General features: G+C 44.8%; 12 protein-coding genes. 5 read left to right on the top strand and 7 right to left on the bottom strand.

What is annotated here, in order from left to right; genetic code table 11:
* The first annotated feature begins 188 nt into the window (after positions 1 to 188).
* Together BZA03_RS20625 and BZA03_RS16320 are read left to right on the top strand one after the other, a co-directional pair.
* The gene (locus tag BZA03_RS20625) at positions 189 to 935 is read left to right on the top strand and encodes a hypothetical protein (protein ID WP_258364655.1); all 747 of its coding nucleotides are present in this window, start codon (positions 189 to 191) and stop codon (positions 933 to 935) included.
* Between the two features lie 21 nt (positions 936 to 956).
* Positions 957 to 2,912 carry an ATP-binding protein gene (locus tag BZA03_RS16320; protein ID WP_258364654.1) on the top strand — a complete coding sequence of 652 codons (1,956 nt, stop codon included), beginning with the start codon at positions 957 to 959 and terminating at the stop codon, positions 2,910 to 2,912.
* Positions 2,913 to 3,136: 224 nt separating this feature from the next.
* On the opposite strand, the gene BZA03_RS16315 is transcribed toward BZA03_RS16320, so the two are convergent.
* From BZA03_RS16315 to ubiD, 5 genes are all read right to left on the bottom strand, one after another.
* A complete protein-coding gene (locus BZA03_RS16315) occupies positions 3,137 to 4,162 on the bottom strand; it encodes an ABC transporter substrate-binding protein (RefSeq protein ID WP_075177825.1) in 1,026 nt (341 codons plus the stop codon).
* Positions 4,163 to 4,417: 255 nt separating this feature from the next.
* Entirely contained in the window at positions 4,418 to 5,812 is a 1,395-nt protein-coding gene (locus BZA03_RS16310) for a M28 family metallopeptidase (protein ID WP_110289347.1), read from the bottom strand.
* 153 nt (positions 5,813 to 5,965) lie between these two features.
* The gene (locus tag BZA03_RS16305; protein WP_110289346.1) at positions 5,966 to 7,312 is read right to left on the bottom strand and encodes a hypothetical protein; all 1,347 of its coding nucleotides are present in this window, start codon (positions 7,310 to 7,312) and stop codon (positions 5,966 to 5,968) included.
* A gap of 318 nt (positions 7,313 to 7,630) precedes the next feature.
* Entirely contained in the window at positions 7,631 to 8,326 is a 696-nt protein-coding gene (gene fre / locus BZA03_RS16300) for an NAD(P)H-flavin reductase (RefSeq protein ID WP_014977536.1), read from the bottom strand.
* A 99-nt stretch (positions 8,327 to 8,425) separates the two neighbouring features.
* Positions 8,426 to 9,892 (bottom strand): 4-hydroxy-3-polyprenylbenzoate decarboxylase, encoded by a 1,467-nt coding sequence (ubiD, locus tag BZA03_RS16295; protein WP_014950926.1) that lies wholly within the window; start codon positions 9,890 to 9,892, stop codon positions 8,426 to 8,428.
* A 294-nt stretch (positions 9,893 to 10,186) separates the two neighbouring features.
* Here ubiD and BZA03_RS16290 point away from each other — a divergent pair, with 294 nt between their 5' ends.
* Together BZA03_RS16290 and BZA03_RS16285 are read left to right on the top strand one after the other, a co-directional pair.
* A complete protein-coding gene (locus BZA03_RS16290; RefSeq protein WP_014950925.1) occupies positions 10,187 to 10,438 on the top strand; it encodes a TIGR02647 family protein in 252 nt (83 codons plus the stop codon).
* Positions 10,439 to 10,616: 178 nt separating this feature from the next.
* Positions 10,617 to 11,261 (top strand): tetratricopeptide repeat protein, encoded by a 645-nt coding sequence (locus BZA03_RS16285; RefSeq protein WP_014977534.1) that lies wholly within the window; start codon positions 10,617 to 10,619, stop codon positions 11,259 to 11,261.
* A 137-nt stretch (positions 11,262 to 11,398) separates the two neighbouring features.
* On the opposite strand, the gene BZA03_RS16280 is transcribed toward BZA03_RS16285, so the two are convergent.
* Positions 11,399 to 11,962 (bottom strand): cytochrome b/b6 domain-containing protein, encoded by a 564-nt coding sequence (locus tag BZA03_RS16280; RefSeq protein ID WP_014980447.1) that lies wholly within the window; start codon positions 11,960 to 11,962, stop codon positions 11,399 to 11,401.
* Positions 11,963 to 12,063: 101 nt separating this feature from the next.
* Positions 12,064 to 12,345, bottom strand: a complete 282-nt coding sequence (locus tag BZA03_RS16275; RefSeq protein WP_014950922.1) for a PepSY domain-containing protein — start codon at positions 12,343 to 12,345, stop codon at positions 12,064 to 12,066.
* A 319-nt stretch (positions 12,346 to 12,664) separates the two neighbouring features.
* On the opposite strand from BZA03_RS16275, the gene BZA03_RS16270 reads away from it, so the two are divergent.
* Positions 12,665 to 15,028 (top strand): TonB-dependent receptor, encoded by a 2,364-nt coding sequence (locus tag BZA03_RS16270; RefSeq protein ID WP_110289345.1) that lies wholly within the window; start codon positions 12,665 to 12,667, stop codon positions 15,026 to 15,028.
* The last annotated feature ends 84 nt before the right edge of the window (positions 15,029 to 15,112 follow it).

Here is a 15,112-nt window from a genome sequence, read left to right as displayed (position 1 = left end):
ATTGCGTAGGATCAAGAAACACAAGTTTTATTCGTGATATCACGTACGAATTTTTGAAAATTTAATGTTCTCAGCTAATGATATAGACGTCGATATAACATGCTTTCTCAGCCATAAGTTGTTATCGTGTGGGTTACTCTACGGAACACACGACGAAAGCTCGCTTTCTTGATACTTGGCGCAAAGTAATGCAAACAATTGACAATACCCCTACAACGCTTCAAAACTGTGAAGATGAAGCTATCCACTTGATTGAAAGCGTACAAAGTTTTGGGTATGTCATAGCCATTAACCCTAGTACCAAAAAAATTCAGGTGGTGAGCGAGAACATTAATGACATGTTCAACGTAGACGTCGTTCCCGGTGAAACACTTATCACTGAACTGATTGACATTCCCTCTCCTGAAGCGCGCACATTCCAGACTATTCACGATGCTGTAAAAGGCGGAAATGTACGCCATGCCTACCAGTGGAAGTTTGCTGAAAATGCGCTCCATCTCAAAGATTGGGAGAAAGAGGGCAGTGGTGTTGCCTTCGATTCAAATGGCCTGTTGGTTATAGAGCTTGAGCCAACCCCTCAACTAAGCTTTGAGGCGGCGCAGCAATGGGTGCCAATGGATGTAGATATTCGCGCATTGTTACCCAATGTCGATGACCGTGACTCCATAGGGGATGTTGCCGATGCTATCGCTCAGGTATTTAAGCAATACATAGGTTTCGACTCGGTCATGGTTTATCAGTTTGACAAAACCTACTGTGGTGAAGTGATTGGTGAAGCCGCAAGTGCAGATTCTCGCTCATTCAAAGGGTTGAAGTTTCCCGCTTCGGATATCCCTATTCAGGCTCGTGAACTGTATCTAAAAAATCGAGTGCGCTGTGTCTACGATGTAGAAGAGCAAGTTATAGGCCTTAAGCCTTCGGTTAAAGAGGCTTAACGTCCGCCATTGGATTTATCAATGTCAATGGTTCGCTCTGTTTCGCCTATGCACATTGCCTACCTTAAAAATATGGGGATCCGCTCTTCATTTTCAGTTTCGCTTGTTTTTGAGGGTAAGCTGTGGGGATTGTTAGCATGCCACAACAGTGAACCGGCTTACATCGACCAGAAGAAACGTTTAGTTTGCGAATCATTAGGTCACCTTTATGCCTGGCAGCTTCACACGAAAGCACTGCATAAAAAGAAAGAGCAATTTCAAATTCGCCAACGCAAGCTGAACTATATTGTTCACCAGCTTACTTCATACACGAATCCGCTTGAGGCCATCACGCAGAAAGAAGGAGACTTACTGGATGTTGCTGATTCGTGCGGTATGGCGGTGGTTACCCCAACGGGCAACTATCTGGTTGGTAAGACTCCCACAGAGAAAACCTTGGCAAAATTACTCGAAAAATTTGCCATTAGCGGCTCTGAGCAGTCCATTGCCATAAACCGATTAACAAACGAAATTTTAGATAGTGGCGACCTAAACGGCATTCGAGGCATGTATATTTCCTGCGTGTCATCAAAACTGGGCTACTACACGGTTTGGTTTAGAGAGCAGAAAGACAAGACCATTCGTTGGGCGGGTCGCGATGCGGCCAGAAAAGATATTGGAAAGTCTCTTACCCCTCGTAATTCGTTTGATATGTATTTGCAAAGTGTCGCTGATGAATCGGTAGAGTGGACCGAAGATGACCAACTAATCATTGAAGGTTTTGATCATCTGTTTATACCTTACGCGCTAAGCTTAAAAGCGTCGCTCGATAAGCAAATTAGTAAATTAGAAGAGCTGGATAAAGCGAAAGACCAGTTTCTTGCCAGCATTTCTCACGAGCTACGTTCACCACTTAACTCCATTGTGGGGTGGACCGATTTAGCGCTTATGGATGTCGGCAATGTGGACAGAATGACTGATGCCCTTGGCGTGATAAAGCGCGCGGCATCAACTCAGGCAGCACTGATCAACGATATTCTCGATTTATCCCGTATTATTTCAGGTACGATGAAGCTCAGTACCCATTCGCTTAATATCGCTGGGTCAATATCTGAAGTTGCCAAATCTTTCGAGGCTGGGTTTGCGAGCAAGAATATTCAGCTATCGATAAATTGCGAAGACGATCACACGCAAATTCTGGGTGACAATCTCCGTATAAAACAGGTTATCAATAACCTGTTGAGCAATGCGCTTAAGTTCACGTCGAAAGGCGGTACTGTGCATGTAAGAGGTCGAAGAGAGCATTCGAACTACCTTTTCCGCGTTAAAGACAATGGCAAAGGTATGACGCGCGAGCAGCTATCTCATGTTTTCGAACGTTTTTATCAAGGCAAAAACGAGCACAACAAACATGGGTTGGGCTTAGGCCTGTCTATTGTGAAAAGTTTAGTAGAGATGCACGGTGGTGAAATTTATGCTGAAAGCGATGGACCTAATACGGGAACAACGTTTTACGTAACGCTGCCTATTGCGCCGCTTAATTTGCACGACGACATTATTGAAACTAAGAACTCTGAAATTAGCGACCTGACTGAGTCTTTGCGTTTGAACGGCTTACGGATTTTAGTCGCAGAAGATGAACAAGACGCCCGTGATTTTATAAAGCTATTCCTAGAATCTAACGGCGCGCGAGTTAATGTTGTGAAGAACGGCCTGTTAGCATGGAAAGAAATTAACGATATGCCAGAAGCCTTCGATCTTCTGCTATCGGATATTGGTATGCCGGAAATGGACGGGCTGGGTTTAGTTTTAAAAATAAGAGCCAGTGAAATACCAGAAATTGCAAAGCTTAATGCCGTAGCACTGACCGCTTATGCCTATACATCTGATCGCGTTAAAGCACTTAAAGCTGGCTTTAATAACTATGTGTCAAAGCCGGTCGATGGCGAAGAATTGCTGACTATTCTGGAAATGTACTTGCCAGAAACGACACACTAACGCTGCCGACCCCCCGTCTTTTTTGCAACCTTTGATCAGCGGTATTACGAAGATAGAGCGCGAAGATAGAACGTTAACAAAGCTGACGCATATCTTTGAAAAGGTCGTTTAGTTTAAGCAATGACAGGTATGCTTTTTAGTGTAGAAGTCGCGTAGTCGACTTCGTGCTTCTCTACCTAATTTAACGCCTTTCAAAGTTAAAGTTCACCGAAGTCAAAACTCATCTACCAGCGGCGAAGTAGTAGCTGGTAGGTGGTTTTATCTAACAGCGACTCGCGAGGCGACGAACTTTCTTTATCAGGAAGGGCAGCACGCGCTTCCTCAAGCGATGCATATCTATCCCCGTCAATATAAAACGCGCTAGCTTCAGATGTAGGTTTACCGTCAAGGGAATAGGCGGTGTTTAACAAGTCTGACGTGGTAGTTATGTTGCTGTGCCCGATAAAGTCGGCAACGCCATCGCCATTCACATCTTTGGTGAGCCAAGCTAAATCAAGTGGCTGATTCAATTCCCCCGAATTCTGCATTGTCGACACAGCCTGGTTGAATTGCGCAATAATCCTTTCAGCGTTAGCAACATTTTTGCTGATAGCTATTTGAAATCCGGTTTTTGCTAATGGTTTTGCTGAAAAGTGCAGGGTTTCTTCATTATCGTTAGCCAGCAGTATGTTTAGCTCGCGCGCAAGCAGCTGGGTGGTAATTAAGTAAGGCGCTCTATCGTCGGCAAGTTGGCGAAATGCATCAAACGTAGTGGGGTTGCGTGACCACTTTATATCTTTCAGCAGTCTGAATGATGGCGTATTCGCAAAGCGATTTTCAATAGCGACCCGGTTGTCTTTTAAATGAGGAAAAAGCTTTATTGCCTCAACGTCCGCCTCTTTACTTACCGCGTAAAGGTAAATGGGTAAGTAGATATCGGATAGAACATAGTTGCTGCTGTCCTCGCCCAAATTAACGTAGGCAAATTCACCGTCTAGCTTACCTGTCAGTACAGAACTGCCCAAAAAAGCTTGTCGCATAACCTGAAGTTGGATATCCAGCTCCGCCTTCTGAAATACCTTTTCGAGCAGTGTATTAACTCGAGCAGGCTCCCCATCGTCGCTTATGTAGGTCTCGAAGGAAGCTGCACCTAATTTGGTAGGGGCGGCATGTAATTGCGAAACATTAAAACAACAAAGGACTAGGCTTATGCCTAATAAAGAAAGACGTTGAGTGAAAATAGAGAGCGAGAACGCGCTGAATCTTACCAAAGGTGAACTCCGAACTGCCGTCATACATTTACTACACTGTAATGCAGTTAGTCGCTTAATTCCAATAAACACGTACTGGCTTAAATTAACAAAATGTAAGCGACATCAATATATTGAGTGTAGTGTCCACGTTTATACTAGCTTTTATTGAGTAAAGTCATTCGTGACGATAAGCCGGTTTCATTACCAGCTTAACGTCACGAACTTGATTGCATGCATATACGCACGCTTAACATAGGCGCTCAATAAAAACGTTTATTCTCCAAAGCTTCCCGCAGGACCTGGATAAACCACTACGCTTTCAACACCGTCCTTGTTAACGCTGGCTACGCCAAAGAAGTAGTTGTCGATAACAACGTTCTCAAGCATGGCCTCGGTGACGTTACCCACATATTTACTGTATTCCCATTGCGGAGCATCAGTATGACGCCAGTATACTTTGTACCCTTTAAGTTGAGGGTTCTCTTCAGCGTCTAGGGCATCCCACTTTAAAAATGTTGAAGGTTGAACTGCACCGGCAATTTCTACATTTGCAGGTGGATTCGGTGCCCACGCCATTGCAGCAAGTGAAACAGCATTAAGGCCAGTAAGTTTGGCAGCGTAATCAAAGTCGACGCCATCCAAGGTGTCACCATAGGCAATACCGTCTTCTACGCGAAGATCTTGATGCTGGCGGGTGTAGTTTTCGTTAGTTTCCATAATACGAATACCCGGGTAGCCCAAGTCGTTGAACGGGCGATGATGGCCGCCACGACCAAAACGGTCCAAACGATAAATCACCATCGTGTCTAAGTTCTCAATATACTGATCGGCAATTTTATCGATGTAACGGGCAAGGTTACGGCTTGGTGAGTCAACTTCACCCCCGGTGAAACGTCGCATGCGTGCTTCTTTATCCGTTTCGGTTACGCGTGTACCTTCAGCAAACAAGCGAGCGGTGGTGTTGTTAATCACACCGTTAACCCCTTCGATATTGCCTATCATGTCATTATTGAGCACGGCTTTAATTCGCCAGCCGTCTTTCTTAGCTTGGTTTGCCATAATACGCCCGCCGAAAAGTCCTTGCTCTTCGCCAGATAAAGCAGCATACACGATACTGCCGTTAAACTTGTATTTGGATAGTACTCGCGCAGCTTCTAGGGTACCGGCAACACCAGAGGCGTTGTCGTTTGCCCCTGGTGAGTCAGAGGTGAAGTCCATTACATCAGACACCCGTGAATCGATGTCGCCTGACATGATGACGTAACGGTCTGGATCGGTGGTACCGCGTTGTATCGCGATAACGCTAACCACTTCTACTGGGTCGGGAATACGTTTTTCTCCGCTGATGACTTCCGACTGGTAGTACACTTCTAAGCAGCCACCACACTCGGCTGAAATTTTATCAAATTCAGATTTAATCCAACGTCGCGCAGCACCAATACCACGAGTATCGGACTCGGTTTCAGAAAGGGTATGGCGTGTACCAAAGTTCACCAGCGTAGTAATGTCTTTTTCAATGTTTTTAGCAGAGACATTTTTGGCAATATCGTAAAGTGCTTGCTGCTGCTCGGTATCAGCAAAGGCTGTAGTAGATAGTGTTAGTGCAATTGCGGGAGCGATTTTTCTTAATATTAGGTTCGTAAGATAACAGGGCTGTGATTTATTCATTATTTTCTCCATGTTCTGCAAAGACCATACTGAATGCGTCGAAAATGGACAATGAATATCGATGTAATTAACTTTATTTAAGAGGAATACAATATATCGGCACGTAACACTCCGTGCCGATATACATTTACGATTTAAAAGATCTAAGCCTATTTAAAAGTCGAAGTAAACCATACCGTAGGCGGTAACATCATCATTTTTAAGCGACTCAAGATAATCATTCGTGCTTTGCACATCATAAGCTTCCAATCCTATATAACCCGACGCTGGCTCTTCATCAAAGTTAAAGTTTGCCGATAGGGGAAAGTCGACACCCTCTATGTCTAAGTTATCTAAAATAGCAAGAGAACCCTGACTTGGCGTGGTTAGTTGGAAGTAATAGAGACGATTACCAGAAGAATCATTCCCAGACAAGGTAACGGTTACAGAGTCCGCTCCCACTGAAGAAAGGTCATAACTTTCATCATTAAAGAATGTTAAAACTTGTTGGGAAAATAAGTCGTAAGACATCAATGCTAAGTCTAATGACTCAGTGTGGGTGGATGGAAGTGTTACCTGAGCGCCCGTATAAATGGATACTTGAACATCTGTGCCTTCGGAGCTGAAGCTGTCGAACTCGAAATTGTAAGCATCGATATACGTTTCAGGGGTGTCAAAGATAGGAACTGAAGGTGAAAGTTCTGCAACATCCCAAACCTGCACATTATCAGCATAATGCATCCAGTCATCTTTCAGGCCGCGTAGTGAAACGCGCAGACTTGAGTCACTGTTGACGTTATTATTGAGCACTGAAAAAGGTACTTTTCTGACAAGCTCTGCATTACTTACTACATATGTTTCATCGAAGCTGTAATCACTAAGAACAGCAGTGTAATAGGTTTCAGCAGGGTATTCCTGTGCACTGGTTAGCGTGAGAGCAATGTCTGGCCACTCTCCGCCAATGGGTCGACAAACATTAGCTTCAGCCAACCAGTCTGTGTCATTGACATCGAAAATATTAGACGATGTTGTGGTAGAGACAACGACGCTGGCCATAGGCGAGGCAACAGGAACTTGACTAATATCGAATGTTACGTTGTTACATTCGCACGAGTCTTCATTGGCGAAGCCTTCAGCGATAATGCGTGTGTTTTTGATTTTATCGGCGGTAATGTCTACGTAGGTATGAACGCGAGGATAGGCAGTTTCTCCCCAATAACCTACACTTAGCATCGTATACGTTGCTACACCGGAGTAATCGATAGCGATATTTCCGTCATCATCAGCTTCATAGACAGCAGCTACTGCACCACTGTTGTCATGGCGAACAACCATGGCTTCAGTTTGAGGTATTATCTCACCGCATGAACTAAAGTAACTTGCACTAACCACATGCTCATAGTTTGAAGTAGGCGGTGTACTTCCATTGTCGTTAGTAGGAGGTTGTGAAGAGCTTCCACCGCCACATCCGGCAATAGCGGCCGCTAAGCCTGTTATTAGCAGTTGTTTGTTGTACTTCATATATTTTTCTGAAAGACATAATAGTAGGCTGACGCATGTCCAAGCAGCGCGGAGTGCCGAAATCAAACTGGTTACCCTACCAATGCTTCCAATTCCTTTTGTTTTACTATTTGATTTGTTGGTTGAGTGTTGATGTTAGCAGTTTTTTAGAAATGAAAATAGACGGCGCTTATCAGATTTAATTTATGTAAGAAGGTAGGGTTAGTGTGCGAAATGCCATGTTGACCATATATAGTTTTGTATGGTCAACATGACGGGCTAGAGGTAGATTTTATGCTCACGACATGAGTATGTTTTGCTAGTACTTACCTTGCACGCTTAAATAAACGCAAACGCGTCGCCAAACAGGTTCTCAACTTTTAAGCCGCGTTGTGTAAAATCATCGCGTACAACTTTGGCCATTTCAAAACGACCTGCAACGTAAACCTGAATATTGGCAAAGTCAGCGTGGTCTGCCATTACCGCATGGTGTACCCAGCCCGTTCTGCCTTTCCATTCGTCGCATGCAAACTCTACAACCGGCACAAAAGTGAAGTGATCGTTAGTTTCAGCGAGCTCAGTTAGCTTGTCAGCTAAGTACAAATCAGCCGCGTGTTTTCCACCCCAATAAAGGGTAAGTGGTGTCTTATCACCGCTGTTAAGATGCTCTTGCAGAATAGAGTAGGTATATGAGAAGCCAGTACCACCAGCAATAAGCACCATAGGCAGGCCATTACTTTGCAAAAAGGCATTGCCATTACCTACGTTTACGGTAATTTCGCCATCCGCACGCATGCGCTCTAGCACTTCACCAGCGTAGCTGTTGCCAGGCTCTGCGCCAATGTGTAATTCAATGCGGCTATTATCAAATGCGGCATTGGCAATAGAAAATGGACGCATATCTTTTTCGCCCATTACCACCATGGCGTACTGACCCGCCTTAAACTCAACAGGGCTTTCTGGCGTTAATTCAACTTTTTGAACCACTTCGGTTAAAGGCGTGATGCTTGCAACCTTACACTTAATTTCTGACATGTATTCTCTTCTAACCTTCTTGCTTAGCGTGTCGCCTTTTTATGCGCTTTAAGACAAGCGCATGTTTCAATACAAAATAAATAGCGCTAAAAATAGTCGCTACATAATACCAAGACTGTCCCAAATATCATCAACGCGTTTCTTAACGTCTTCGTCCATCACAATAGGTACGCCCCATTCTCGGTCGGTCTCGCCCGGCATTTTATTGGTGGCGTCCATTCCCATTTTAGAACCTAGCCCTGAAACGGGGGACGCAAAATCCAAGTAGTCGATAGGCGTATTTTCTATCATTACCGTGTCGCGGGCTGGGTCCATACGGGTAGTGATGGCCCAAATAACATCGTTCCAGTCACGCGCGTTGACGTCGTCATCGCACACTATCACAAATTTCGTGTACATGAACTGGCGCAAGAACGACCATACACCCATCATCACCCGTTTCGCATGCCCAGGATACTGTTTCTTCATCGTCACCACTGCCATACGATAAGAGCATCCTTCAGGCGGTAAGTAGAAGTCGACAATTTCAGGGAACTGCTTTTGCAAAATAGGCACAAACACTTCGTTTAGCGCAACACCTAAAATAGCTGGCTCATCGGGTGGACGGCCTGTATAGGTTGAATGATAGATAGGATCTTTACGGTGGGTAATATGCGTTACCGTAAACACTGGGAAGTCATCGACTTCATTGTAATACCCGGTGTGATCGCCGTATGGACCTTCAGGTGCTGTTTCATCTTGTGCGATATAGCCTTCAAGCACAATCTCGGCACTGGCAGGTACTTGTAAGTCGTTACTAATAGACTTAACTACTTCGGTTTTATCACCACGTAGTAAGCCCGCAAAAGCATATTCAGAAAGGGTATCTGGAACAGGAGTAACTGCACCTAATATAGTAGCGGGATCTGCGCCAAGGGCCACAGATACCGGGTAGGGTTCGCCTGGGTGTGTTTGACACCACTCACGAAAATCAAGGGCGCCACCACGGTGTGACAACCAGCGCATAATAAGTTTGTTTTTGCCGATAACCTGCTGACGGTAAATGCCCAGATTCTGACGCTTCTTATGCGGTCCTTTAGTAACACTTAACCCCCATGTTACCAAAGGTGCAGCGTCACCCGGCCAGCAGCGCTGTACCGGAATTTTTGATAAGTCTACGTCGTCACCGGTAAGCACCACTTCCTGACAAGGGGCTTTTTTAAGGACTTTGGCAGGCATATTAAGCACCTGCTTAAATACTGGCAGCTTCTCCCAAAGATCTTTCAGCCCTTTAGGCGGCTCAGGCTCTTTCAAATAAGCCAGTAGCTTGCCTACTTCACGCAGTGCTTCAACAGACTCTTGACCCATGCCCATAGCTACGCGCTCTGGTGTACCAAATAAATTTGCCAATACGGGCATGTCGTGATTTTTAGGGTTTTCAAATAACAGTGCAGGGCCGCCGGCACGCAACGTCCTGTCGGCAATTTCTGTCATTTCAAGGTCGGTATCAATGGGCTGGGTAATGCGTACCAATTCACCTTTAGCTTCTAGCTGGCGAATAAAGTCGCGTAAATCTTTGTACTTCATCAGTGCAGGTGCATCCACAAACTCAATTTATGGCAAGAATATACTATTTAGCGCCAAAGTCCGATCAGTAAGCGCTGTGTTTACACGATTAAACGTTTTACAGATAAATTACGCTTTACAGAGGTGCCATTTGGGTGTGATATAAGGAAGCGTTAAAAATATTAACAAATCTAGGGCTAATAGTGCTTTGGTGTGTGCGCTTCGGTATAGGTTGTTACCATAGTGCTTTGCTGAGGTGTTTTACAGTGGCCAGCGTGCTAAATCCCTACTAACCCTTTTGCCTAAGGTGGTTACATGAGTTCATTCGATCAGGACATGTTAGACGAATTAAATTTGTTACTGAAGTTTCCAACAGACAGCCTACTTCAAGGTTTAAAAATTCATCACGATGCAAGCCAAAGCATGGTGAACGCAGCATCCAGGCTATACTCCAAAGGCCTAATCACCCAGCCAGACGGTGGTTACCTAACTGATTTAGGTATTGACCTAGCCGATCACGCCCGCCATATCCAATCGGCCATGTGCCCACGAAAAAGTAGCCACTAAAAGCAAGATGCTGGCGTAAGGTTAAATGCAGGTGGTCAGCATAAAGTTGAAAGCAGATATTAGATGGCCGCAGACGCTCACGTGTCCATTCGTAAAGAAAAGCATGTCTTGGTTAAGATAATCTATAATTAGTCGATACCTTAACTAAGACATTGTAATCAACACATACTCTTTTGCTATGAAACGTATTCTACACACAGCCTTATTTATCTGCGCGACTGTCACCGGCTTTTCCGCTCATGCTCTTGAAGGGGAAACGATTGAAGAGCTTCGCGCAGTTCAGCTTTACAGCCAAGATGCCTTAATCGATATGATTAATGCTAATACGCATTTAGACAAAGTAGTGGCTGATCGATGCCAATTAGTGCAAGACATTGAAGCGCGTGCCAACGTGTTGAAAGTACCGGCCTACCAGTTTTTATGGGGAGATATGCTGGCGTGGGGCGTGTGCGTAGATGCTGAACCTGCCCGTGGAATTGGCTATATGGAGGACGCCGCGAATCAAGGTTTGCCAGCAGCACTAGAGCAACTGGGGCGTTACTATGCAAAGGGCACGCTTGTGCAGCAGGATAAATCTCGCGCCGTAGTGTATTTACGTGAAGCCGCTGCCCTTAAAAACCTAAAAGCGCAAATTCACTTGGTTGAGTTGTTTTTGGACGGTTATGGCAGCCCTTACGATTATGAAGACGCATACCACTGGCTTTATAACTCGGTGACCAACGATAAAAAGCAGCATCAGCAAATTGCGTCTTACCTCGCTCGCTTAGAAAAATTAATGCACCCGAAAGCCGTGCGAGAGGCAAAGCGGCCTTTGGATAGTTAAAAGCCACAAGCGGCGAGGTGATAACGAACACCTGCAGGCAACTAAAATCTTAAGGGCAGAAAAGCTGGCAAACACAACAAGCCAGCTTCGGCAAAAGTGTATTTATGTCCGTAGCACATCTATGTCTTTACGTAGGCTTAACGCTTACGCCAGCCAGTAAGCATAGGGCGAACTAACTGAATATTACCCATACGTTGTACAGCAAATACGGAAGCAATATGCACCAACACACAGCCGTACAATACATCAGCCATAATACTGTGTATCCATTCCAGCGTGCTATTTCCAAACAGTGCGTCTATTTCTTCCATCATAAAACCGGTAATACCTAACCCAAGCAAAAGGGCAATAACTGCCATCACCATAAGCCAGCCAAAAGGATTGTGGCCATGAGTACGTGGGATTTGTTTATGCTTTAAGTGCTGAAGATGTTCTCTAAAGGCCTGCTTGCTTAGCGAAATAGTGGAGAAGCTAGCGTAATCTGCGGAGCCCTTCTTGTTGGGATTAGCTGAACGTAAGCCCCAAGCAACGCGTATAGATATAAGCGCTACGCCCACATAGCCCGCGATTTCATGAAAAAGCCGGCCTGGCTCTACAATAAAGTAGTTGGTGATAAAACTTGCAACAATGCCCCAGTGGCATACGCGCACTACCCAATCCCAAACATAAATATCTGAACCCGTGTCTTTAGCTTTGTGCATTACGTGACTTTCTCAGGGTAAAACAAAAACGCTGCAATAGTTTGCAGCGTTTTTATCAAGTTTTAAAGCAAGCGTTCGATGAACCGTTTGCTAAACAGAATTTAGTGCATTTCTTTTTTAACAATGCTGCCATCAACAGGGTTAAAGTAAATCTCTACTTTGTTCTCTTCTTTATCGAAGCCGTAGATTTCGTAGCAGTTACCGCCTGTCACTTTAAATTCGTTGATTTTGTAGCCTTGCGCTAACAGCTGAGCCTGAAACGCATCTTGGTTTTGCCATTCAGCTTCCGGCGCAGTAGTACATTGCGTGGTGCCGTGCTCTGCACTACATGCGCTTAATAAGGTCGCGGCGCCAATAGCAGTAGCCATCATTAGTTTTTTCATTGCAGTCTCCGTTTCGCTTTTTTATTTAAAAGTTCTTTCTATCCTACTTAAATATTGTACTGACATTGTTCTTTTGTGCATAGAGGTTGCACAACTTTGTTGTACAGAATTGAGTTCTGTTTGGTTTCATGACGGGGCACAGAATACTTGTCATAAAATTGCCTCCGACATGTCACGGATAGTTCATCGAACCGTCTCAAAAGCGTTCTACATTTTTGGGCTTTGATATTTCTAAACACTAGGCAATGTCGCCAATCTGTCGGCGAAATGTTTAAAAAATACATAAAACACCCAATAAGCACACAAAAGGAATGACTTGATGCGTCCTCTGTACCCTCGAACGGTTTATCCACGCTCTCTGCTTGCCACAACAATTGCATTTGCACTATCAAGCGCCGCAATTGCACAAGAAGTAGCGCCCGACACAGAAAACGAACATAACTATATAGAAGAGATTACGGTAACCGCACAAATGCGTGAGCAGTCCGTTATGGATGTGCCTGTTACTATGGATGTAATAGGTAGCGAGTTCTTAGAGCGCACCAATATCATGGAACTTGATGAGCTTTCTCGAATTTTACCTAACGTTCAAATTCAAGAGCAGGCCGTAAGCTTACCGTCCTTTAATATTCGAGGCGTGACTGACGACGTATCTTCGGTGTCGGCAACGCCTCGCATCTCGGTATATCAAGATGGCTTTGATATCAGTAAAAAGACGGTAGCCAGCGTCGCGCTTTTTGATATTGCGCGGGTAGAGGTTTTAAAAGGCCCCCAGCCAACCTTATTTGGTGTGGCGGCAGCCAATGGTGCGGTGAGTATTCATTCTAATCTTCCCACCTTCGAACAAGAAGGCAAGGTACAGGTTGGCTATAACTCAGAAGAAGGCCAAGAAGTTGAATTCATGTATAACCAGCCTATTAACGATAACCACAGTTTTCGTATAGCAGGTCTTTATCGCGAAATGGACGGCATTGTAGAAAACAATGCCTGTAGCGCTGACTCTTATTACGGTAATGCAAATATGTACAACCATCTTGGTGAAGAAGTGCCGTGCAACAGCGAAGATCTTCAGGGTGTTTCAGTACAAGCACTACGTGCAACATGGCGAGCGAATTACGATCAGCTTGAAATCATTGCGCGCGCAGCCATGGAATATAACGACCAGCCGGGCATTGCCTTCAAATCAGGCTCTATCGCCCCCAATGGCGGAGATACTAGCCCTTTTACTGATGCCGAATTTAGTTTAGGCAGTGAACTAGGCATTGAACGAACGCTTCAAGCTTATGACTTAACCGTAAACTACGATTTCAACCAAATGCTTAGCCTACACGCCGACGCATACTATAAAGATGTAGAGGTAAGCGAGGGATTTGACGCCGACGGTTCTGCTTTGCGTATTCAAGATGCCTATTTCGATAACGACGCCACGCTTCAGGGCGCATCAATGCGCTTAGTATATGATTCTGGTGATAAATTGGCCGCGTTTGTAGGTGCGTCTATTACTCAAGACGACTCTATTTTGCCCTATTATGTAATGGTCGACCCATTTGTACGTGGTACCTTCGATGCGGTAAAAGCACAGCTTGAGGCCACCTCAAACATTCCGCTAAATCAGAATATCGCTACCGGCGCATCGTTAGAAGAAATAGAAGCACTGCGTGCGATGTTAGTGTCGCAACTGTTTAATGAAGATGGCTCTCCTATTTCTAATCCTGCATTGCCGCCTATTCTGATACAAGGGCCGTTTATATTTGAAGCTGAACTTGATATAGCGTCTTATGTTGCTGAAGTGTCGTATTTTGTTACCGACGACATCAACATTACTGCTGGTGTGCGCTATATCGACGAAACACGTTATACCCGTAATACTTATACTACTGCAGATGGTGCATTTACGTTCGATGCCGAGCGCGACTTTGACGATACCCTGCCGCGATTTGCCGTAAGCTATGATGTTAATAACAACTGGAACGTATACGCGAACTACGCCAGGGGACGACGTTCACCGGTGGTAGATGCTAACGCGGGTGGTGTTAATGTGACTAAACCTGAAATAGTAGACAGTTACGATTTAGGTATTAAATACCAAAGCTCGAACTTCCTGTTCTCAGGTGCCATATTCACCTACGAATACAGCGATTATCAGCAAAGCTTTACCGACGCAGAAACCTTACAGTCTATTACTGTAACGGTAGGCGACTCGACCATGTCGGGTATTGAAGGCATGGCGACCTATAACTACAGCGAGACGCTGACGCTAACAGCAAGCCTTGGTTTCCTTGACGCTGAATTTGCAGACAATACTGCTGATGGATCTGAGTTCCAATACGGTGGCAATAAGTTCCGCTTAGCGCCAGAAGTTAGCGGCGCGATAAACATCAACAAAGTATTCAATATAGACAGTTTTGACATTGATGTTAACTGGCTTACCAGCTTCCAGTCAGAAGTGTTTTTTGAAAGCAGCAATTACCCTGGTCTTTCTCAAGATACTTACTCACTGACTGATGTATCGGTGAAGCTGCTTCAAGACAACAGCAAGTTTGCCTATGAGTTTTACGTGAACAACCTGTTTGATAAAGAATTCTTGATTGATGCTGGTAATACGGGCGGTGGATTGGGTATACCTACCTTCGTACGCGGGATGCCACGCATTGCTGGTGTGCGTGTTTATTACGAGTTTTAAGGTTGGCAAGGAGTAAACGCGCTGCATTCAATTAAGCGCGTTTACTTATTTAATTAAAAAATGACTTCATAAAGTAAAGCCGCA

The organism is Alteromonas sp. I10, from assembly GCF_003201515.1.
Lineage (GTDB): Bacteria > Pseudomonadota > Gammaproteobacteria > Enterobacterales > Alteromonadaceae > Alteromonas > Alteromonas macleodii.
Note: the sequence above shows the minus strand (reverse complement) of the source record. Positions and strands in the feature narration are given on the sequence as shown.